Genomic DNA, 20,570 nt, shown 5'->3' on the forward strand with positions numbered 1-20,570 from the left:
AATGGGAACGATTATTATTATCTAATTTTCCCGACCTGGATAGCGGCCGCGCCGCCATCAAGCCCCGCCGGGCCCCGTCGCTGCCGCCGGCGCGCCAGCGAAACCAGCAGTTGTTCCAACGCCGGAAAATCCACCGGCTTGACCAGGTGATGGTCGAACCCGGCCTCGTGGGAATGGCGGCGATCCTCGTCCTGGCCCCACCCCGTCATGGCGATCAGCACGACGCCCTGGCCCGACGGCGCCGAGCGTACCCGTCGCGCCACCTCGTGGCCGTCCATTCCCGGCATGCCGATGTCCACCAGCATCACGGCCGGCGCGAACTCGTCCAGCATGGCCAGCGCCTGCCGGCCGTCGCGCGCAACCCCAACCTGCGCGCCGAACGCCTGGAGCACCATGGCGGTCGTGTCCGCGGAATCGGTGTTGTCGTCCACCACCAGGATACGACCAAGTTTCTGCCTGGGCGCGGCCTGGCCGCCTTGCGGCGCCACTTGGCGCGGCGACGCGGCCTGCACCGGCAGGCGCACGACGATCTCGCAGCCCGTTCCGGGTCCCTGGCTCGCCGCCCTCACGCTGCCTCCGTGCAACGCCACCAGGCGCGCCACCAGCGTGAGCCCCACGCCCAGGCCGCCCGACCCGCGCCGGCCATCGACCTGCACGAAAGGCTCGAAGACACGTGTCAGCATATCCACCGGAATACCGCGTCCGTTATCCCGCACCGAAAGGATGAATTCGCCCGCCGCATCCTGGGTGCCCTTCAGGACGATATGGCCGCCCCGGTCGGTATATTTGGCCGCGTTGTTGAGCAGGTTGGAGACCACTTGCGTCAGTCGCACCACATCGGCCTGCATCATCACCGGTTGCTCCGGCAGGGTCACGCTCACGGTGTGTCCGGCCGCCTCGATCTGTCCGCGGCTTGCCTCCAGCGCGTTGCGCAGCAGCTCCACCAGGTCCACCGGCGCCTTGCGCAGCAGGATTTTGCCGCTGTTGATGCGGGCGATGTCCAGCAGGTCATCCACCAGCCGCGCGATGTGGCTGACCTGGCGCGCGAGCATCTCATGGACGCGCACCGTGCCGGCGGCGTCCACCTCCGAATGCCGCAACAGGTGCAGTCCATTGTGCAGCGGCGCCAGCGGGTTGCGCAGTTCATGCGCCAGCATGGCCAGGAACTCGTCCTTGCGTTCGTTGGCGTCACGCAATGCCGCCTGGGTTTCTTGGCGCAACATCGCCAACCGCAAATGCGCGCCAACCCGCGCCTGCAATTCGGCGGGCGAGAATGGCTTGACCAGATAATCGTCGGCGCCCGCATCGAGGCCTTCGACGCGCGCTTCCTGCCCGGCGCGCGCCGACAGCAGGATCACCGGCACGGTCCGCGTTCGCGCATCGCCGCGCAGGGCCTGCAGCAAGGTCAGCCCGTCCATGCCAGGCATCATGATGTCGGTGATCACCAGGTCGGGCGGATCCTGCCGCGCGCTGCGCAGGGCTGTCGCGCCATCGGCGGCAATGCGCACATCGTAATCAGCGGCGAGCAGGCTGCGCAGGTACTCGCGCAGATCGGCATTGTCGTCAGCGCAGAGGATCCGCGGGCGATTGGCGGCGCCCGCGGATGCAAGCGCCGGGGATGCGTTGGCCAGCCAGCGCGACGCTTCCTGCCGGGCCTGCATCGTGGCATTGCCCGCGACGGGTTCGTGGGCGACCTTGCCATCGGCCGCGCTCGCCTGTTTCTTGGGCAGCGTGACCGTGAACACGCTGCCCACGCCCGGCTCGCTATCGACGCTGATGGCGCCGCCCAACAGCTTGACCAATTCACGCACCAGCGCCAGCCCGATACCCGAGCCTTCGTGGCTGCGGGCCGCCGGACTTTGGCCCCGGTGAAAGCGCTGGAAGATATTGGCCAGGTCCGAGCGGGCGATGCCGACACCGGTATCCCGCACGGACAGGACCACCTCATCGCCGCTGTCGCGCAAGGCCACGTCGATCGATCCCCGCAAGGTGTACTTGAACGCGTTGGACAACAGGTTCAGCACGATTCTTTCGTACCAGTCGCGATCGATGAGCACGGTGGGCACCGCGTCGCACTGTACCGACAAGGCCAGCCCCGCGCCCTCCATCGCCGATCGGAACGCGCTGGCGTGCTCCTGGGTGGCGCGGGCCAGGTCGGTGGGCTGCAGCCGCGCCACCATGCCGCCCCCTTCGATACGCGAAAAATCCAGCAGCGAGTTCACCAGCTTCTGCAGGCGCAGCGCATTGCGCAACAGCAGTTCCAGCGTCTCGCGTTCCAGGCCTGCCGACGGCTGCGCCAGCGCCTGTTGCAGCGGTCCGAGAATCAGCGTGAGCGGCGTCCGGAACTCGTGGCTGACGTTGGAAAAAAAAATGGTCTTGGCGCGATCCAGCTCCGCCAGGACTTCGGCGCGCCGAGCCTCCTGCTCATAGGCGACGGCGCTGGCGATGGCGCTGGCCGAATGCTGGGCGACCAGGTCGAGGAAGTCGCGGTAGGCGCTATCCAGCGGCCGCCGCGCACTGACGCCCAGCACCATGACGCCCGAGACCGAGCCGTCAGCGGTCCAGCGCAACGGCAGGATGCGCGCCCATGCGGCCAGATCGGGCCAGGGCCCGCCTGGCAATGCCAGCCCCAACGACGCCAGCGCCACGGTCTGCGGTTCGCCATTGCCGGCGACGGCGGCCAGGGGCCAGTGGGCCGCCGGGCGCGACTGCGCATTCACGCCGGTCGCGGCAAGCAGTTCGAAGTCCGGGTCGCCGCATCGATAGATCAGGCAGAACGGCACGTCGCGCGGGTTGCGCGCCAGCACATCGCAGATACGCCCCGCCGTGGCGGCCGGCCCGGCGGCCGGCACCGGCTGCGCGCCGAGCTCGCGCAAGGTTTCCAGACGCCGCGCGCTGACGATCTTCTCGGTGGTCTCGGTGCAGGGGCAGAAAACGCCCTGGACGGTGACGCCGTCCGCCGCCAGGATCGGGCCGTAGGTGAAGGTGACGTAGACTTCTTCGCGCGGCAGGTGGCGGTCGAAATAGTATTCCTCGTCGTAGGACCAGGTAGCCTGGCCGCTGCGATAGACACCCGCAAGCATCGGGCCGATTTCGGGCCAGATCTCGCTCCAGCATTCCTGCCCGGGCCGGCCAAGCGCCGCCGGATGCTTGTGGGCGCCCAGGAACGGAACATAGGCATCGTTGTACAGGACGCTGAAATCCTCGCCCCACCAGAGCAGGATGGGAAAGCGGGAACTCAGGCACAGGCTCAATGCCGTGCGCAGATTCTGCGGCCACAGGGCGGGCGGCCCGATCGAAGTCGAGTCCCAATCCAGTTGCCGCAGATGCCGCGCGACCTCGCCCTGATCTGGCAGGAATTTCAAACTCGGGTCGAGTTGCAAGGGTTCTCCTGTAGGAAAGAGCCGCCTGATCCGGCGACCGCCAGGCTTGGCCGGATGCTTCGATGGTATCGCAGGGCTATACGCAAAAGACAGGAAGTGGTGAGTAGCGGTAACTGTCCTTGGCCGATGGCAAAGTAGAATGGCCTCGTCCTTCCACCGGCCGGCTCTCATGACCCATCCCCCCGAACCCTATCTGCCGCGGCGCTTCGAACCACAGGGCAATTGGAATCTGGCCGGCCACATCCTCAAGGCCTACGCCATTCATCACGATGCGCGCCATCCGGCGCCCTTGCTGGATGCCGCGCTCGCCGCCGCGGCGCGCGCGGCCGCGGGCGAGGCGCTGGCCGAACATGCGCAGGACGCCCGCAGCCATGGCCTGGGCTTCTGCATGGTGCATGTGGGCCAGGAAGCCGTATGGCTGCTGGTGGACTGGTGGATCACGGGCGGCATCGCCTGCCAGCGCATGCTGTCGGCGCCGCTCGCGCGTCCCGGCCATTACGCCCCGGTGCAGGCGCCAGCGCTGGCCTGCGTCTGGGAACTGGTGGTTACCGCGCACGAGCGCGACGCCTGGGTACGGCATATGCTGAATCCGGCGCCGGACCCCGGGGCGTATCTCGCGGACGTCCTGCCCGCCGGCGCGTACTGAACCAGGCGCGGCCGCGTCAGCGCGGCCCGAACACCTCGGCCAGCTTGCCGGCCTGCGGCATGCCGTTGTACTTCTTGAGCGCGCCGCTGTCGTCGCGCACGACGATGCCCGGCGTGCCGCGAAAGCCCAGCGACACCATCAGCGCCTGGTTGTCGTCGAGGATCTTGCCGATGTTGTCGGGCACGCTCTTGGCAGGCGTGATGCCGCCCTTGTCGAACTTGTGTTCGTTCTCGATCAACGCGGCAGACGGATCGGCGGCGCCCAGGATGGCGGCGGCCTTGGCGGGACTGTCCTGCCGGATCACGCCCACCAGCACATGCCGCAATTGCACCTTGCCGGAATCCACCCACGGACGCGCGGCTTCCCAGAACTTGTGGCAATAGGGGCAATTGGCATCGCTGAAGGTGTAGATGATGCGCGGCGCGTCCTTCCGGCCGTCGAGCACCCACGTCGATTTTTCCAGCTGCGCCCAGGCCTGGTCGCCCATCGGCTTGCTGACCAGGGCCTCGATCCTGGCGTCGTCAAGCGGCTTGCCCTGGGCATCCAGGCGCGCGCCGACGATGGCGTTGCCATCGGGGGTGACATAGATCGCCACGGGCTGGTCGCCAGCCACGCCGGCGAAGGCGCGCAGGTTGCCGTCGACCTTGAATTCCTGCACCACGCGCAGGCCGCGCGTCTCCAGCGCCTTGAGCACGGCGGGCCGATCCTGGGCCTCGCTGCCGGCGGCGGCAAGCATGGCGGCCAGGGCGAAAAGGATGCGGCTGGGCGCATGCGGACGAATCATGGGGACTCCTGTTGCTGAAATCGGGGGATGGCGCGGCCGCGCGAAAGGCTATCCGGGCCGCTGCGCGCCAGCGACGCTGGCCGCCAATGCGGCCAGCGCCAACGCCAAGGGAATCAATGATACCCACAGCACTGTCATCCAGTCATACAAGGCCGGCCTGCTGCAGCGTCTCCATGAATGCCGACTCGATCGGAGCGAACTCTAGCGGCACGCCAGACTCCCCAGTTCCTGTTCCGCGACAGATTCAACACCGTTATGCCTGGGGCCGGGCGGCAATCCATGACAATTGCAACAAAATCCCGCCAGGCTCGGGCCGGACCGCGATGCCGTCACCGCCCCCGGATATAGCCGTCGCGCGTCTGTGGCAGCTTCATCCCCAGGATCGATGACGCCACCTGGGTGCGCAGGATCTGCGCGGTGCCGCCCGCGATGGTGAACATGCGCGCGTCGCGCACGTGGCGTTCCAGCGGCAGGTCGCGCCCATAGCCGGACGAGCCATGCAGCTGCAAGGCGTCGTTGGTGACGCGTTGCGCGGTCTCGGCCGCCACGATCTTGGCCTGCGCGGCCAGCGAGATGTCCGGAAAGCCGAAAGTCTCCGGCGTGCCGCTGTTGGCCGCGGCGTGCAGCATGTGCCGCGCGCAGTTGAGCTGGATGGCCATGTCCGAGATCATCCACTGCAAGCCCTGGAATTCGGCAATGGGGCGGCCGAACTGGTGGCGTTGCTTCACGTATGCCACTGCCTCTTCGAAAGCGCCCTGCGCAATGCCCAGCGCCACGGTGCCGGCGCCGACGCGCTGCGCGTTGTATGCCTGCATCAACCCCGCGAACCCGCGCTTGAGTCCTTCGGGCGGCACGACCAGCATGGACCTGGGCACCTTCAGGTCGGTGAAGCGCAGATAGGTCTCCGGGATGCCCCTGACCCCCATGGCGTACGACCGCTGCGTGACCGCCAGCCCGTCCTGGAGGGCGGGATCGTCCTTGATGTGGATGAACGCGCCGATGCCCTGGTCGACCCCGTCTTCGATGACGCGGGCGAATATCAGGTGCAGGCGCGAAACGCCGCCGCCGGTGATCCAGTACTTCTCGCCGTTGATGAGATAGTCGTCGCCATGCCGCACGGCCCGCGTCGCCATCTCGCTGGCGGCGCTGCCCGCCTGCGGCTCCGAGATGCAGATGGCCGGCTTGTCGCCCGCCAGCACGCAGGCCGCGGCCCGCTGCTTCTGTTCATGCGTGCCGTACCGCATGATGGCGCCGATCGCGCCCATGTTGGCCTCGACCGTGATCCGGCCCATGGTCGCGCACGCCTTCGCCATCTCCTCGACCACGATGATCGTGTCCTGGTGGCCGAGCCCCTGGCCGCCGTATTCGCGGGGGATGGTCATCCCCATGAACCCCTGGTCGCACAGCTGGCGCACGTTGTCCCACGGATACTGCTCGCTCTGGTCGGTGTGCGCCGCGGTCGGCTTGAACGCCTGCTGGGCCAGCTCCCGGGCGCGCTGCCGCAGCGCCGCTTGTTCCTTCGAAAGTACCACCATGATTTCTCCTGATTGCCGCTGAAAAAAATGCGCAGCGCGCGCCGCTCAGCCCACTTTGATGTTGGCGTTGCGCGCGACTTGCGCCCAACGCGCGGCCTCGGCCCGGGTCAACTGCGCCAGCTCGGCGGGCGTGCCGCCGCCGGCGTCCGCGCCCAGCTCCCCCCATCGCCGCGCGAACGGCGCGTCGGCAAAGGCGCCGTTGACGGCCCGGTTCAGCGACGCGACCGTATCCGCGGGAGTGCCGGGCGGCGCATAGATGCCGTACCAGCTGGTCGCGTCGTAGTTCTCGGCGCCGCTTTCCGCGGCGGTGGGGACATCGGGCAGGCTGGCCGACCTGTCCTTGGACGTAACCGCGATGGCGCGGACGCTGCCGGCCCGGATGTGCTGGATGGCCGACGGCATGGTCTCGAACATCATGTGCACGTTGCCGGCGATGATGTCGACGATGGCCGGCGCCGAGCCGCGATACGGCACGTGCATCATCCGGGTGCCGGTCACGCTCTTGAAGTACTCCGCCATCAGGTGCTGCATGGTGCCGGCGCCCGGGGTGGCGTAGCTGTACTTCTCCGGGTCCGCCTTCAGCAGCCTGACCAGTTCCGCCACATTGCCGGCCGGCAGGTCCTTGTTGACGATGAGCGCGTGATTGACCCGTCCCAGGAAACCCACCGCGGACATCTCGCGGATGTCGTAGCCCAGCTTCGGATAGACCGACTGCGCGATCGCATGGTGCACCGCCCCGAAGAGAATGGTGTAGCCGTCCGGCCTGGCCTTGGCGACCGCGTCCGCGCCCAGGGTCCCGCCCGCGCCGCCACGGTTCTCGACGATCACCGATTGGCCCAATCCGGCGCGCAGTGGCTCGGCCAGCTGCCGCGAAAGAATGTCCACGGTGCCGCCCGGCGCATACGGCGCGACCAGCCGTATCGTCTGCGAGGGGTATCCGCTGGCGGCCAGCGCCCTGCCGAACGGGGCGGCCGCGGCAAGCAACAACAACTGTCTCCTGTCCATGTCTGTCTCCTCTGGTGGATCGGCCCTCGGATCGGGGCCTGATTGCTTCTGCTTCGGATACCGGCCCGCGGCCGCGGGCGCTATGCCCGCGCGCCGCCGCCCCAATCGCGCAGGATCTCGTCGACGTGCTCGTTCAGGCGCGGCGGCGCACGCCGGTACGACACCGGCGTGCGCGACAGCTTCAAGGGGTTGGCCAGCAGGCTCACCGCGCCATCGCGCGCCCAGTCGCAGGGCATGCGCAGATGGGCGCCGCGTTCCTGCACATGCGGATCCTCGAACACCTCGCGCAGATCGTTGACCGGTCCGCACGGCACGTTCACGGCCTCCAGCGATTGCAGCCAGTATTGGCGCGGGCGGGTGCGCAGCGCCGCCTGCACGGCTTCACACACGGCCTCTCGGTGCCGGACCCGCGCGACGTTGGTGCCGTAGCGCTCGTCCCGCGCCACCGCTTCGATGCCGGCGACCTCGCAGAAACGCCGGAATTGCCCATCGTTGCCGACCGCCAGGATCATCGGCCCGTCGGCCGTCTCGAACACCTGGTACGGCACGATGTTCGGATGGCCGTTGGCCAGCCGCTTCGGGACCTCTGCACTGGCGAGGTAATTGGTGCCCGCGTTCACCAGCCAGGCGATCTGGCTGTCCAGCAGCGAAATGTCGATCTGCTGCCCTTCTCCGGTCGCGTCGCGATGGCGCAACGCCGCCAGGATGCCGACCGCCGCGTACATGCCCGTCATGACGTCGGCGATACCGACGCCCACCTTCATCGGCGTGCCGTCGGTCTCGCCGGTCAGGCTCATGATGCCGCCCATGCCCTGGATCAGGAAGTCATAGCCTGCGCGCCGGGCGTAGGGGCCGGTCTGGCCGAAGCCGGTGACCGAGCAATACACCAGGCCGGGATAGCGCTGGCGCAGGCTGGGATAGTCCAGTCCATGCCTGGCCAGTCCGCCGACCTTGTAGTTTTCCACCAGCACATCGGCCCGGGCCAGCAGGCGGTGCAGCAGCGCGCGCCCGTCCTCGGTGGCGATGTCGATGGCGATCGAGCGCTTGTTGCGATTGGCGCTGAGGTAGTAGGCGCTCTCGTCCGTGTCGCGGCCATCCTTGCCGACAACGTAGGGCGGCCCCCATTTGCGCGTATCGTCGCCCTCCCCGGGCTTCTCCACCTTGACCACGTCCGCGCCCAGATCGCCCAGCAGCTGGGTGGCGCTGGGACCGGCCAGAATGCGCGAAAGGTCAAGAATGCGCACGCCGTCGAGCGCGCCGGGGATCATCGACTGCATGCCTGTCTCCACGATTGATGTCGAGGCAGTCTAGAATTCGGTCCCTTCACCTTCAATTGAGATTTTTTTCAAGAACGCCCCGCGCGAATTGACGTTGCCAACGCCACCACGACGCACTACGCTTGCATCGTCCCGATTCGCCGCCACCGCCTCCTCACCTTCGAAGCACAAATGAAAAATACGTTGATGGCCACGCACCTGCGCCTGGTCGGCATGGCGGCGCTCTGGGGCGCGTCGTGGTCCTGGGGCAAGGTCGTTGCGCAGGCGATGGCCCCGCTGGCCGCGGCCAGCCTGCGGTTCCTGTTCGCCAGCGTGGTGCTGGTGCTGTGGATGCATCGCGCGTCCGCGCTGCGCGACCTGAAGAAACTGACGCGCAACCAGTGGCTCGGCCTGGCCGCCGCGGCCATGGCGGGCGTATTCGGCTACTCGACCTTCTTCATGCTGAGCCTGCAGCTGGTGCCGGCCGGCAAGGCCGCCATCGTGGTGACGCTCAATCCCGGCGCCACGCTGCTGCTGGCGGCCATCCTGTTCAGGGAGCACCTGAACCCGGCGATCCTGGCGGGCATGGTCTTGTCGGCCATCGGCGCCTACATCGCGATCAGCGGCAACGGACCGAGCGCCGCCCTGCCCGGCTCGGTCGGCATCGGCGAGCTGTTGCTGCTGGGCTGCGTGGCCTGCTGGGTCGCGTACACGCTGATCGGCCGGCTGGTGCTCAAGGGCGTGGACGCATTGACCACCACCACGGTCACCACCGTGATCGGCGCCTTGCTGCTCCTGCTGGCCAGCATCGGATTCGAAGGCACCGCGGCCTGGGGCGCGCTGCGCGGCGCGCCGGCGGATGCCTGGGTCAGCCTGCTGGCCCTGGCCTTCGGCGCCACAGCCGTCGCCTATGCCTGGTACTTCGAGGGCGTCAAAGCGCTGGGCGCCGGCGCGGCTTCGGGCTACATCACGCTGGTGCCCGTGTTCGGCGTGCTGTTCTCCAGCCTGTGGCTGGACGAACCCACCAGCAAGAGCCTGTTCCTCGGCGCCGCCCTGGCCATTTCCGGCATGGCGCTCATGCATGTCGGCCGGCGCCGGGCGGAACTGCGCGGCCAGCGCCTGGCCCGCGCAGCGCGGGAGGGCGCGCCGGGCGGCAAACCCTGAATTCCGTCCGCCGGTGTCATTGCGCCAGCAGGCGCGCCAGGACCCCTTCACACAACGCCAGCTGCTCCACCGCAATGAACTCGTCCGCGGTGTGAGCCTGGGCGATATCGCCCGGCCCGCACACCACCGTCGGGATGCCAGCAGCCTGATACAGGCCCGCTTCGGTGGTGAACGCCACGTGGCCGCCCTTGCCCGCCCCCGCCTGGAACAGGCGCGCGACGATGCCGTCCTCGTCGCGCCGGGATACCAGCGCCGGCACCGCGGTGCGGCGGAAGACGTCGACCCGCGAGGCCTCGACCTTGTCGCGCATGCGTCGCTGCAGTTCGGCCGCGCGCGCGTGGATCGGCGCCAGCACGGCATCGGGATCGACGCCGGGAAGAAAACGCAGGTCGAAGTCGAATTCGGCGCTTTCCGGGATGACGTTGGCCGCCTGCCCCGCGTGCACGCGGCAGACCGCCATGGTGGAGAACGGCACGTAGAAATCCTCGTCCACCTCCCGCTGCGCCAGCTGCCCGGCCTGCTCCGTGATTTCCGCCACCAGGGCGCAGGCCACTTGCGCCGCGTTCACGCCCAGGCCGCTCAGGGACGAATGCGCCGCGCGGCCCAGCACCCGGCACCGCAGCGCATGCCGCCCCTTGTGGGCGCGCACCACCGCCATTCCGGTCGGCTCGCCCACCACGCAGGCCTCGGGCCGGATGCCGAGTCCGCGCAGATCCTCCAGCAGACTGCGCACGCCGATGCAGCCGATCTCCTCATCGAAGGTGAAGGCCACATGCACGGGCCGCTTCAAGGCCTTCAGGTCGAGCCGCGCCAGCACCGACAGCACGCAGGCGAGAAATCCCTTCATGTCGCATACGCCACGGCCGTAGACCCGGTCGCCTTCGCGCGACAGCTCGAACGGCGCGCGCGACCATTCCTGGCCGGCCACCGGCACGACGTCGGTATGCCCGGACAGCAGGATGCCGCCGACATCGCCGCCGTGGCTGGCATACAAGTTGGCGCGCCGCCCATCCGGACTGTAGGTGTAGCGGATGCGGAACCCCAGCCCGCGCAAGGCCTCCTCGATCATCCCCAGCAACGGCAGGTTCGATGCCGTGCCCGACACCGTCTCGCATGCCACCAGCCGCTCCAGCCACGACAGGGCCGCGTGCAGGCCATCAGGAAGAGAGGATGCCATCACGCCTCCAAGGAAATGTTGGCGCGTTTCGCCACCGACCGCCATTTTTCAAGTTCGACGCCGATCTGCCTGGAGAATTCCTCCGGCGCATTGGCGCGCGGCACGGCGCCCAATTCCACGATCCGGGCGGCGACCTCCGGCCGTTTCAATGCCGCCATGACCGCTTCCTGCAAGGCCGCCACCAAAGCGGGGGGCATGCCCGCCGGACCGACCAGGCCGAACCACGCGGGATCGTTGAGCGCCGGGATGCCGGCCTCGGCAAATGTCGGCACGTCGGGCAGTTGCGCGACACGCCCCGGCCAGGCGACCGCCAGCGCGCGCAAGCGTCCGCCCTGCACGTGCGGCAGCGAGGCCGGCAGGTTATCGCACAGCACGTCGACGTGGCCGGCGATCGCGTCCTGCAAGGCCGGCCCCGCGCCGCGGTACGGCACGTGCCGCAGGCGCGCGCCGGTCGTCTGCGCCAGGAGTTCGCCCATCATGTGCCCAAGCGAGCCAACGCCCGGCGATCCGAACATCAGCTCGCCGTCCTTGCGCCTGGCCAGCGCGACGAACTCCACCAGATTGGCGGCAGGCAGTCGCGGATTGATCGACACGATGTTGGGGACGTCGGCCAGATTGGAGATGGGGGAGAAATCGCGCAGGGGCTGGTAGCCGGGCCTGGCCGAGACGGCGGGCTGGATCGCATGCGTACTGACCGTGGCCACTCCCAGCGTCAGCCCGTCCGGCGCCGCGCGCGATACATGCAGGGCGCCCACCGCGCCGCCGGCGCCCGGCCTGTTTTCGACAATGACGCTCTGCCCGAGGCGCTCCGCCAGCGCCCCCGCGATGAGGCGCGGGATCAGGTCCGCCGAGCCCCCCGGCGCGAAAGGCACGACGATACGGATGACGCGGTCCTGGGCCTGGACCCGCGACGCGGCGGCCAGCGACAACGCGCAAGCCTGGATGAAATGACGGCGCTTCATGTGTTTTCCCCTTCCGGTTATGAAAAAGCCCCTCTTGCAGGGGCTTGGTCGTCGAAACAGCGGTCAGATGCGGCCGTCGTAGGCCTTTCTCGGGATGCGGCACGAGATCAATGCAAAGCGATCCGACGCCAGCGACTCGCGAATCGCGGCGGCAAGTTCGGCGCGGCTGCCGACCTCGAATCCCAGGCCGCCCATGGCGCGCGCCACGCCGGCGAAATCGGTGCCCGCGAAATCCACGCCCAGGTTGGGCAGGCCGTTGGCGCGCTGCTTGATCTCGATCAGCGACAGGGATTCGTCGGCAAAGACGAAGACGATCACCGGCGCCCGCGCGTCGCGGGCCGTCGCCAGTTCGCCCAGCGTCATTTCCAGGCACGCGTCGCCGGTGAACACGGCCACCGGCCGTTCGGGCTCGGCCAGCTTGGCGCCGATGCCCAGCGGCAGCGAGCAGCCCATGGTGCACAGCGCCGAGGACTGCATCAGGGTCCGCGGTTCATGGCATTGCCACACTTGCGACAAAAGGATGCGATGCGCGCCGCTGTCGACCGAGGCCACGGTGTTCGCGGGCAGCAACGCCCGCGCCACATCGACGATCGCGGCCGGCCCCCATTCCTCGTCGGCGCGGTAGATGGCGGCGATGGCGCGCTTGATATCGGCGACGGCGCCTTCGGTCCATTGCGACTGCCCCGCCAGCCCGGCGCCCAGCGCGGCCAGGCTGTGCCTGATATCGCCGACGAACGAGATCGCCGACTGGTGCATGTAATGGGTGTTGCGGGTCGCGGACACCTCGATCACCCGCGCGTCGTCGGCCCAGACATTGCGCCATCCCACGCGCATCTCGATCGGGTCGTAGCCGGCCAGCAGGACCACGTCGGCCTCGCGGACGAGCGGCAGCACGACCTGGTCTGCCAATGGCGACAGCCCCATGCCGCCGATCACCATGTCGCTGCGCTCGTCCACGATGCCCTTGCCCTTGTAGGTCGTGATCAGCGGAATCCTCAACTCCCGCACCAGCGCCTCGACCTGCGCCTGCGCGTGATGATGCAGGGCCTCGACCCCCGCGATGATCACGGGCCGCCTGGCCGCCGCCAGCCAGGCGCGGGCTTGCTGGAAGCGGTCCGTATCGGCCGGCGCCACCGGCGCCGGCGGCACGCGCCGCGCGCCCCTGGCGGGCATGACTTCCTGCAGGGCCACCGAAATCGGCACATCCACGTGCACCGGCCCCGGCGGGTCGTCCATGGCGATGGCGAGCGCCTTGTCGATGATGGCCTGCGCGGCGCCGGCGGACATGCGCAGCGATGCCTTGGTGATCGGCCGCATCAATGCCGCGTGGTCGAACACCTGATGCGTATAGGTAGCGGCCTCGTCCTCGTCGACGCAGCCGGTGATAAACAACATCGGCACCCGGTCCTGCAGCGCGTTGGCGACCACGTTGACGGCGTTGGCGACGCCCGGCCCCAGCGTCGCGATCAGCACGCCGGGCGCGCCGGACCGATGAAACGCGCCTTCGGCCATGAAGCCGCCGGAGTTCTCGTGCTTGACCAGCGTGAACTTCACGCCGGCTTCGTCCAGGCCGCGCATGACCGACAGCACCTCCCCTCCCGGGATGCCGAACGCGTGCCGGCACCCCGCCTCATAAAGACGCTGGCCGATGATCTGGGAAACGGTAGACATGGATGATCCAGAAAAAAGCGGGACGCGGTTCCGGGGCCGATGCGGTCGGCTCGTCGCGCCCCTTGTTGCAGGAATGCCGACCGGCCGCGCCGATCGGGCAAGGCGTTCAGGTCAGGTTGCCCAAGGCATACGCCATGCGTTCGGCGGCGATGCGCAGGTTCTCGTCCGAGGTCGCGTACGACAGCCGCAGGAAGCCCGGCATGCCGAAGCCGGAGCCGGGCACCACCGCGACGCCGGCTCGGAGCAGATAGGCAGCCAGGGCCACGTCGTCGGCGATGCGTTCGCCGCCAGGCGCCTGGCGGCCAAGACAGGCCCGCACGTCGGGAAACAGGTAGAACGCGCCTTCGGGCCGCGGCGTATGGAGCCCGGCGATCCCGGAAAGCGCGTCATGCAGGAAGTCGCGGCGGCGCTGAAAGGCCTGGCAACGCCGCCGCACTTCGTCCTGCGGCCCTTCCAGCGCGGCCACCGCCGCGGCCTGGGAGATGGACGAGGTGTGTGAATTGATCTGCATCTGCAGCTTGGTCATCGCCTCGATCAGGTGCCGCGGCCCGCAGGCGTAGCCCAGGCGCCATCCCGTCATGGCATAGGCTTTCGACACGCCGTTGACGGTCAGGATGCGATCCGCGAGGTCCGGCGCCACCTGCGCCAGGGTGTGGAAGGCGCGTCCGTCGTACAGGATGTGCTCGTAGATATCGTCGACCAGGATGAAGAAATCCCGGTGGGGACTTTGGCGGATGACCTGCGCGAATTCGGCCAGTTGGGCGCGGTCGTAGGCGGTGCCGCTGGGATTGCTGGGCGAATTCAGGACCAGCCATTTGGTCCGGGGGCCGATCGCCGCCGCCAGATCGGCCGCCGCCAGCGCATAACCGCGCTGCGGCGACGTCATGATCGGGCGCAACACGCCGCCATTCATGACGACGATATCGCTGTAGGAGGCCCAGTAAGGCGCCGGCATGATGACCTCATCGCCCGGGCTCAGGGTCGCCAGGAACGCCTGGTAGATGACCTGCTTGCCGCCACAGCCCACGCTGATCTCGGCGATGGAGCAGTCGATGCCGTTGTCGCGCCTGAACTTGGCGACGATGGCCTCGCGCAGCCGCGTGCTGCCGTTGATGGGGGTGTAGCGGGTTTCACCATCGCGGATGGCGCGGATCGCCGCCTCGCCGATGTGCTGCGGCGTGGGGAAATCCGGCTCGCCGAGCGTCATGTCGATGACGCTGTGGCCTTGCTGGATGGCCTGGCGGGTTCGTTCCGCCATGACCTGGATGGGGGAAAGGCGCAGAGCGGAGATGATGGGAGCGAACATGGGCGGAATCCCTGACGAGTTGGAATCAGTCTAGAATTCACATGATTCAATCTCAATTGAATTTGGATTCAATATGATTTCGCCCCTCGGGCCCGACGTCCCCACCCTGCGCCAGCTGGAACTGCTGTTGTCCCTGGCCAGCGCCGACGGCATCGCCAGTGCCGGCGCCAAGATCGGCATGACGCCCTCGGCCACCAGCCACGCCCTGCGCGCGCTGGAGTCGACCCTGGGCGTGCTGCTGATCGACCGCAATGCGCCGCAGCTCGAACTGACCCATGCGGGCGAGCAGATCCTGCCGCACGTGCGCGACGTGTTCGCGGCCCTGCAACTGATCCAGGCCACGGCCAACGCCAGCGTCGGCCTGAAAAGCGGGATGCTGAAGATCGGCTCGTTCGGCCTGAGCTCGTCGCTGCGGCTGTTGCCGCCGCTGTTGCAGCAGTTTCGCAAGCTGTATCCGGGCATCGACCTGAGGGTCTTCGAAAAGGCCGACGCGGACATCGTGCAGGACCTGATAGAGCGGCGCCTTGAAATCGGCGTCGTCACGCTGCCCAAGCCGCAGTTCGACACCGTGACGATCGCCAACGACGAGCTGGTGGCCGTGGTGCCGGCGCGGCACGAGCTGGCCAGCCTGGACACGATCGAAGTCGGGCGGCTGGCGCAGTTCCCCTTCATCCTCACGCATGCGGGTTCACAGGGGCTGGTGGCCAGGATGTTCAGCCGGGCCGACGTTTCGCTCAAAGTGACCCACGAGCTGTCGCAGATGCTCTCCATCCTCGACTTCGTCGCGCGCGGCGAAGGCATTTCGGTGGTGGCGTCGCTGGCCCTGCCGGCCAGGTACGACGGCGTGGTCTACAAGGCGATCGCACCCCTCACTTCCCGCAGGGTCGGGTTGGCCTGTCTCAACGAAAGCCGGCTGTCGCCCGCGGCCGCGGCGTTCTGGAAACTGGCCAAATCGCGCAGCCGGAAAAAACACGCGCCAACCGCGTGAGCCGCCGTCACATCACCGGAAACGTCATGCCGGGCGCGGCCTCGCGCACCATGGTCCAGAATGCGTGGGCGGCCGGGGAAAGCCGCCGTTCGTTCAGACAGGCCAGTCCGATGCGCCTTTTGACCGCGGGGCCGATCTTCCGGTAGACCAGGCCGTCGTAGCGGTCGGGCAACACCAGCGACGCCAGCACGGAAATGCCCTGGCCTCTCCTGACGAACTCCAGGATCGACATGATCTGCGAGAGGTCGTGGGCGATGCGCGGCGTGATGCCGGCGCGCTCGAACATGCGCGTGATCACCGGCTGCGAGCCGGCGCGCGTCATGATGAGCGGATACGCGGCCAGGTCCTTGACGCCGATCACGCTCAGCCTGGCCAGCGGATGCCCCTGCGGCAGCACGACCATGAGTTCGTCGGACACCAGGGGCAGCGTATCGAAGTCGGGTTTGGGCAGCGCCACCACGCCGATCTCGATGCGGCGCTCGATCAGGGCGCGCTCCATTTCCGGATCGGGCTTTTCGGTGACGAAGACGTCGACGCCCGGATAGCGCGCCTTGAACATCTCCAGCAACTGCGGAAGGATATTCAACGACGAACTCGCGCCCAGCGATCCCAGCGTCAGCATCCCGGCGCGCAGCCCCGCGCTGGCGCTGACCGTGGCCCGCACCACCTGCAGGGACGCGAACACGTCGCGCACGTGCGGCAGGATCTGTTGCGCCGCGTAGGTCAGCTGGACGCCGGTGACATTGCGGTCGATCAACGGCGCGCCCAGCGTCAGTTCCAGCGTCTTGAGCGCATGGCTTGTCGCCGACGGCGTCATCCCCAGGCGCGCGCCGGCGCTGGCGATGTTGTCCGAGGACGCCAGCGCGATGAACAGTTCCAATTGCTTCAACGACAGGGATTTGGCGGCCTTGTCTGTCATTGTCGACGGTCCCCTTGCATCGAGAACGGCCGCCGGAAGACGAGCCGCTTGAAATGTCGAGTGAGTATATACATCGGCCCCCTGCCCGGCGCGGGCCTTCAATGCGCGATCCGGAAATGGCATCATGGCAGACCGCGCCGGCATTTCGCCATTCGCCGCGGCCCTGAACCGGAGCCGGCATGACGCAGTTGCACGAACGATTCCTGGAAGCGCCTGTCCGGCGCCGCGGCACGGTGAAACGCGCGGACGTCGCAGGCCTGTCCGGCGACATGACGCCGCCGCGCCGGGAATCATCGCGGCCGCAAGGCCAAGGGGCTGCCTGATGGCGACGGCGCAATCCGCGACGCTGCAACCCTGCGTGCATGACGGCATTCCCGCCCGGGAAACCTGGCTGGATTGCGTGTCGGCCGACGGCGGCCGGCTGCGCCTGGTGTTGCTGGCGGAAGAAGTTCGGGCCACCGCCACGCTGCTGGCATCGGCCCGCGCCATCGCGCAAGCGCTGCCGGCGCGCCTGGACGCCGCGTTGCGCTTCCTGTGGCAGGCCGGCCGCGAAACCGGCGATCCCGACGATGCGCCCATCGCCTTCATGGCAGGCTTTGCGCCGTCCGACCTGGTGATGACGGCCGATGGCGGCTACGTCCTGCATCTCGCGCCGCGCGACGCGGCCTGGTTCATGCCGGGCTACTGGCCGTCGCTGCGGTTTTCGGCCGACCACGCCCCCGCGGGATGGACCTGCGAATCCTGACCCATCCATCTCGAAGCGCGATCGCGCTTTGAGATGCCCGCGGCGCCGGCCACAACCGCCAGTGGTGGCGGCAGCAGCAACGGCAGGCTCGCCGCGATACGATGCGCCTGCAACGGCAGCAGGCCCTGGATGGTGCCAAGGTCATTGGCCGCGTCGGCGCGCGCGCGCAACGCTGCCTGTTCCTCGCGCAAAGCCTGGTTGTTCGCGATGCCCCGCGCCAGCAGGCGGGCCTGCGCGTCGTGGAACGCCTGGATCGCATTGCGCAGGCAATGGGCAGTGTATTGATCGCCCAGCCGGTCAAGGGGCACGCCGACGGCCGGCCTGCCGGCGCCCGCGCCGCGTTGCGGCGATGCCGCCGTTGCCGCGGCCTGCGAACGCCCCGCCTGCGCGAGCGCCAACGCCGCGGCCTGCGTGCGCGCGAAGCCCGCCCGCTCGGTCCGAGCCTGTGCCCGCAGGCGTTCGGCACGGTAGGGATCGCGGACATCGTCGATCCGGACCGAGCCCATGGGATCAATGGCTTTGGCGCTCATGCCGATGCCCTTCGGATGGCGGGCTCGCGCCGGCGCTGCGCGCGGATCCAGAGCATCTGCGCCACCACGCCCACCGCGAACAGCGCCAGCCACGTCGCCAACGCGCCACGCACCAAGGGCGATTGCGGCCCATCGGCAAGCGGATGCGAGAGCGGCAGCCGCGTCAACGTTTCGGCAATGCCGGGAATCCACATCAGGAAAAAACTGAACGAGAACCCAAGCTGGGACAGATAGGGCCGCGCCCGCACGCGCGGCGGCAGGCGCGACGCCAGCAAGGCGCCCGCGATCGACAGCAGCGCCAGGATGCCCAGCGCATGGCCGGCGTTGAATCCGCCGGTGCTGGACAATCCGAAGGCGGTGAACACGGCCACCAGCAATCCACCCAGGTAGACCTTGCCGGCGACTGTCGCGCTGTCGATTCCGCGATAACGCGCGAAGCTGTACAGGCCCGCGATGGCGGGCACGAGACTGATGAGGGTATGGGCAGCCCCCAGCGGGGAAATGGGATGAGGCATGGATGCAGTCTCCAGGAAAAACAACCAACTAGTTGGTAGGTTTAATGGTTCAAAAAAATGCGCGCCGGCCGGCGCGCATCGCGGGAATCGTCAGGCAGGCGCGGTCAGTTGGCGGATGGCCGCGCGCGTAATCGAGGCGAACGCGTCGGGATCGCCGACGGCCCGCGCGGTCAGCATGGCGCCGTGGACGGTGGACATGAACGCCTGCGCTTCGGCCTGGACGCCATCACGAAGACGGAAATGGCCCGTGGCCACGCCCTTTTCCAGCACCGACGCCAGCCAGCCGCTCAACTCGCCGAAATACGCGCGCACCTCGTCGGCGATTTCCGGGGGAATCAGCGGCAATTCGGCAGCCAGCATCGCGCAGATGCACATGGGCAGCGAGCCCTCGCGGATGCACTGGGCCCAGTACTCGGTATAGGCGGTAAGCCGCGCCAGCGGATCCTCGACGTGCCGATCGAGTCCGGCCAGGCCTTCACGCGCCTGCGCGCGGTGCCGCGCCACGACCGCCAGCACCAGCTCCGCCTTGGTCGGAAAATGGTGATGGATACTGGCCTTGCCGATATGCACCCGCTCGGATACGTCGGCATAGCTGAATCCGTGGTATCCACCGGCGGCAAGCAGCAGCTTGGTCTGCTCGACGATCTCGATGGCCCGGGGGGAAAGCTCCAGACTCATGGGAATTCACTGTGGTGACTGGCGGGGGGCAAGATGCCCTGGCGCCCGAGCCGCATCGGACGGATCCGGACGGCTGCATACGGCAACCAATCTACTAGTTGGTTGGTTGACTGTCAAGCATGCCGCTTCAACCCGCGACCAGCTCGGCCAGCGGCGCGTCCGCCGCCGGCCGCGCCAACGCCTGCAGGTGTTGCCACAACCGCTCGGCCTGCTCCGCCAGGATGGCATCCCCGCGCAGCAATCGCAGGCGCAGCGGCACCTCGAACGCCGCGCCACCCGCGCGTACCAGCTTGCGGGCGTCCAGGTCGCCGCGCACCAGCGACAGCGGCAGCCATGCCACGCCCAGTCCTGACAACGCCATGAGCCGCAAGCCGTCGGTAAGGCTGGCGTTGTGGCTCTGTTGCAGGTCCAGGTCCAGCCCATCCAGCAAGGGGCGCAATGACCAGCCCAGATGGCATTCGTCCGCATAGCCCAGGAACGAGATGGCCTGGCCGCCGGCCCGCGCCAGGTCGTAAAGCGGCCGGCCCGCCGCATTGGGCGCGCTGACCGGCACCAGGCGTTCGCCGCCCAGTTCCAGCCAGCGCAGTCCGCCGCCCTCGGCGGACAGGCCGACGCGTCGAGCCACCGCCCCGCCGGCGTCGAACAAGGCCACGGCATAGTCGGCCGCGCCTTCGTCGAGCAGGGCAAGGCACTCCGGCAGGTTGTCGGACTCGACACTGAATTTGGCGTCCCGGAAATCGCTGTGCAGGCGGGGAATCCAGTCGGGGAAGAACACCGCCGACATGATGTGGGGCGCGCAAAAGCGGATCCGCTGCTGGCGGTCACGCGCGTCGGTGCGGACCGACTTGCGCAAGCCTTCCAGCGCATAGACCACCTCGGTCGCCACCGCCTGCAAGCGCAGGCCCGCGTCGGTCGGTTCCAACGCCGCCTTGCGACGGTCGAACAGCGGCACGCCGAGCCACTGCTCCAGGCCCTGGATGCGGCGGCTCAAGCCGGACACCGAAACGTGGCAGCGTTCGGACGCCCGGCTGAAGCTCCTGAGCTGGCACAGGACCAGAAAATCCTTGAGCGCGACGAGGTCGATCATGTTTGCGCATTCCTCAAAGAGAATCACCTCGAAAGTGTACTTCCGGCCTTTATTCCCAGGGACGTCTTTTCCGACGAGTGATTTGCGGATTTCGCAAACCAGCACGGCGATTCGGCAACCGTTGCGGGCCTCGGCGCCACTACGATGGGGCATCCGCCTTCTTTCCGGGATCCGTCCATGCCGCAAGCCTCCGTCCCCCGCCCGCCCGGCGTCAACACG

General features: G+C 68.2%; 18 protein-coding genes. 4 read left to right on the forward strand and 14 right to left on the reverse strand.

From position 1 onward, the window contains the following. Positions 1-17: 17 nt before the first annotated feature. Complete coding sequence (locus tag DK459_RS04310) at positions 18-3,383, reverse strand: ATP-binding protein (protein WP_233256755.1); 3,366 nt, start codon at positions 3,381-3,383, stop codon at positions 18-20. 169 nt (positions 3,384-3,552) lie between these two features. Between DK459_RS04310 and DK459_RS04315 the strand changes: the two genes are divergently transcribed. After that, positions 3,553-4,029 carry a hypothetical protein gene (locus DK459_RS04315; protein ID WP_054499226.1) on the forward strand — a complete coding sequence of 159 codons (477 nt, stop codon included), beginning with the start codon at positions 3,553-3,555 and terminating at the stop codon, positions 4,027-4,029. A gap of 16 nt (positions 4,030-4,045) precedes the next feature. Here DK459_RS04315 and dsbG read toward each other — a convergent pair whose 3' ends face one another. From dsbG to DK459_RS04335, 4 genes are all read right to left on the reverse strand, one after another. Further along, positions 4,046-4,813, reverse strand: coding sequence for a thiol:disulfide interchange protein DsbG (gene dsbG, locus DK459_RS04320; RefSeq protein ID WP_110134489.1), 768 nt, complete (start codon positions 4,811-4,813; stop codon positions 4,046-4,048). 329 nt (positions 4,814-5,142) lie between these two features. Continuing rightward, a complete protein-coding gene (acdA, locus tag DK459_RS04325) occupies positions 5,143-6,348 on the reverse strand; it encodes a 3-sulfinopropanoyl-CoA desulfinase (protein ID WP_053498217.1) in 1,206 nt (401 codons plus the stop codon). Positions 6,349-6,393: 45 nt separating this feature from the next. Further along, complete coding sequence (locus DK459_RS04330) at positions 6,394-7,353, reverse strand: tripartite tricarboxylate transporter substrate binding protein (protein WP_110134490.1); 960 nt, start codon at positions 7,351-7,353, stop codon at positions 6,394-6,396. Between the two features lie 80 nt (positions 7,354-7,433). Beyond that, on the reverse strand, positions 7,434-8,630 hold the full coding sequence (locus DK459_RS04335) for a CaiB/BaiF CoA-transferase family protein (protein WP_020926445.1): 1,197 nt from the start codon (positions 8,628-8,630) through the stop codon (positions 7,434-7,436). A 171-nt stretch (positions 8,631-8,801) separates the two neighbouring features. On the opposite strand from DK459_RS04335, the gene DK459_RS04340 reads away from it, so the two are divergent. Further along, complete coding sequence (locus DK459_RS04340; RefSeq protein WP_035182098.1) at positions 8,802-9,773, forward strand: DMT family transporter; 972 nt, start codon at positions 8,802-8,804, stop codon at positions 9,771-9,773. A 16-nt stretch (positions 9,774-9,789) separates the two neighbouring features. On the opposite strand, the gene argE is transcribed toward DK459_RS04340, so the two are convergent. The 4 genes from argE to DK459_RS04360 all read right to left on the reverse strand — a co-directional run bounded on the left by argE (position 9,790) and on the right by DK459_RS04360 (position 14,889). Continuing rightward, a complete protein-coding gene (gene argE / locus DK459_RS04345; protein WP_024070349.1) occupies positions 9,790-10,950 on the reverse strand; it encodes an acetylornithine deacetylase in 1,161 nt (386 codons plus the stop codon). After that, a complete protein-coding gene (locus DK459_RS04350; RefSeq protein WP_054473594.1) occupies positions 10,950-11,912 on the reverse strand; it encodes a tripartite tricarboxylate transporter substrate binding protein in 963 nt (320 codons plus the stop codon). Before DK459_RS04350 ends, argE begins: the two co-directional genes overlap by 1 nt. Positions 11,913-11,975: 63 nt before the next feature. Beyond that, positions 11,976-13,583 carry a thiamine pyrophosphate-binding protein gene (locus tag DK459_RS04355; RefSeq protein ID WP_020926441.1) on the reverse strand — a complete coding sequence of 536 codons (1,608 nt, stop codon included), beginning with the start codon at positions 13,581-13,583 and terminating at the stop codon, positions 11,976-11,978. Between the two features lie 106 nt (positions 13,584-13,689). Further along, positions 13,690-14,889 (reverse strand): pyridoxal phosphate-dependent aminotransferase, encoded by a 1,200-nt coding sequence (locus DK459_RS04360; protein WP_110134491.1) that lies wholly within the window; start codon positions 14,887-14,889, stop codon positions 13,690-13,692. A 73-nt stretch (positions 14,890-14,962) separates the two neighbouring features. On the opposite strand from DK459_RS04360, the gene DK459_RS04365 reads away from it, so the two are divergent. After that, positions 14,963-15,877, forward strand: coding sequence for a LysR family transcriptional regulator (locus tag DK459_RS04365; RefSeq protein WP_006386002.1), 915 nt, complete (start codon positions 14,963-14,965; stop codon positions 15,875-15,877). A gap of 7 nt (positions 15,878-15,884) precedes the next feature. Here DK459_RS04365 and DK459_RS04370 read toward each other — a convergent pair whose 3' ends face one another. Beyond that, the gene (locus tag DK459_RS04370) at positions 15,885-16,796 is read right to left on the reverse strand and encodes a LysR family transcriptional regulator (RefSeq protein WP_006386001.1); all 912 of its coding nucleotides are present in this window, start codon (positions 16,794-16,796) and stop codon (positions 15,885-15,887) included. A 322-nt stretch (positions 16,797-17,118) separates the two neighbouring features. Here DK459_RS04370 and DK459_RS04375 point away from each other — a divergent pair, with 322 nt between their 5' ends. After that, positions 17,119-17,541 carry a hypothetical protein gene (locus DK459_RS04375; RefSeq protein WP_110134492.1) on the forward strand — a complete coding sequence of 141 codons (423 nt, stop codon included), beginning with the start codon at positions 17,119-17,121 and terminating at the stop codon, positions 17,539-17,541. Here DK459_RS04375 and DK459_RS04380 read toward each other — a convergent pair. From DK459_RS04380 to DK459_RS04395, 4 genes are all read right to left on the reverse strand, one after another. Further along, positions 17,478-18,071, reverse strand: coding sequence for a hypothetical protein (locus DK459_RS04380; protein WP_052102919.1), 594 nt, complete (start codon positions 18,069-18,071; stop codon positions 17,478-17,480). The genes DK459_RS04375 and DK459_RS04380 overlap by 64 nt on opposite strands. Then, positions 18,068-18,586, reverse strand: a complete 519-nt coding sequence (locus DK459_RS04385; RefSeq protein WP_006385998.1) for a hypothetical protein — start codon at positions 18,584-18,586, stop codon at positions 18,068-18,070. Before DK459_RS04385 ends, DK459_RS04380 begins: the two co-directional genes overlap by 4 nt. Before the next feature lie 90 nt (positions 18,587-18,676). Beyond that, positions 18,677-19,264: a TetR/AcrR family transcriptional regulator gene (locus tag DK459_RS04390; RefSeq protein WP_006385997.1), complete on the reverse strand. Its 588-nt coding sequence runs from the start codon at positions 19,262-19,264 to the stop codon at positions 18,677-18,679. A gap of 127 nt (positions 19,265-19,391) precedes the next feature. Continuing rightward, entirely contained in the window at positions 19,392-20,351 is a 960-nt protein-coding gene (locus DK459_RS04395) for a LysR family transcriptional regulator (RefSeq protein WP_053498201.1), read from the reverse strand. Positions 20,352-20,570: the final 219 nt, after the last annotated feature.

It is taken from the genome of Achromobacter sp. RW408, from assembly GCF_003184165.1.
GTDB lineage: Bacteria > Pseudomonadota > Gammaproteobacteria > Burkholderiales > Burkholderiaceae_B > Achromobacter > Achromobacter xylosoxidans.

Excerpts from the sequence above, each read along its gene's own strand:
- DK459_RS04315 (WP_054499226.1), top strand. The coding sequence starts at position 3,553 with ATGACCCATCCCCCCGAACCCTATCTGCCGCGGCGCTTCGAACCACAG.
- dsbG (WP_110134489.1), bottom strand. The coding sequence starts at position 4,813 with ATGATTCGTCCGCATGCGCCCAGCCGCATCCTTTTCGCCCTGGCCGCC.
- acdA (WP_053498217.1), bottom strand. The coding sequence starts at position 6,348 with ATGGTGGTACTTTCGAAGGAACAAGCGGCGCTGCGGCAGCGCGCCCGG.
- DK459_RS04330 (WP_110134490.1), bottom strand. The coding sequence starts at position 7,353 with ATGGACAGGAGACAGTTGTTGTTGCTTGCCGCGGCCGCCCCGTTCGGC.
- DK459_RS04335 (WP_020926445.1), bottom strand. The coding sequence starts at position 8,630 with ATGCAGTCGATGATCCCCGGCGCGCTCGACGGCGTGCGCATTCTTGAC.
- DK459_RS04340 (WP_035182098.1), top strand. The coding sequence starts at position 8,802 with ATGAAAAATACGTTGATGGCCACGCACCTGCGCCTGGTCGGCATGGCG.
- argE (WP_024070349.1), bottom strand. The coding sequence starts at position 10,950 with ATGGCATCCTCTCTTCCTGATGGCCTGCACGCGGCCCTGTCGTGGCTG.
- DK459_RS04350 (WP_054473594.1), bottom strand. The coding sequence starts at position 11,912 with ATGAAGCGCCGTCATTTCATCCAGGCTTGCGCGTTGTCGCTGGCCGCC.
- DK459_RS04355 (WP_020926441.1), bottom strand. The coding sequence starts at position 13,583 with ATGTCTACCGTTTCCCAGATCATCGGCCAGCGTCTTTATGAGGCGGGG.
- DK459_RS04360 (WP_110134491.1), bottom strand. The coding sequence starts at position 14,889 with ATGTTCGCTCCCATCATCTCCGCTCTGCGCCTTTCCCCCATCCAGGTC.
- DK459_RS04365 (WP_006386002.1), top strand. The coding sequence starts at position 14,963 with ATGATTTCGCCCCTCGGGCCCGACGTCCCCACCCTGCGCCAGCTGGAA.
- DK459_RS04370 (WP_006386001.1), bottom strand. The coding sequence starts at position 16,796 with ATGACAGACAAGGCCGCCAAATCCCTGTCGTTGAAGCAATTGGAACTG.
- DK459_RS04375 (WP_110134492.1), top strand. The coding sequence starts at position 17,119 with ATGGCGACGGCGCAATCCGCGACGCTGCAACCCTGCGTGCATGACGGC.
- DK459_RS04380 (WP_052102919.1), bottom strand. The coding sequence starts at position 18,071 with ATGAGCGCCAAAGCCATTGATCCCATGGGCTCGGTCCGGATCGACGAT.
- DK459_RS04385 (WP_006385998.1), bottom strand. The coding sequence starts at position 18,586 with ATGCCTCATCCCATTTCCCCGCTGGGGGCTGCCCATACCCTCATCAGT.
- DK459_RS04390 (WP_006385997.1), bottom strand. The coding sequence starts at position 19,264 with ATGAGTCTGGAGCTTTCCCCCCGGGCCATCGAGATCGTCGAGCAGACC.
- DK459_RS04395 (WP_053498201.1), bottom strand. The coding sequence starts at position 20,351 with ATGATCGACCTCGTCGCGCTCAAGGATTTTCTGGTCCTGTGCCAGCTC.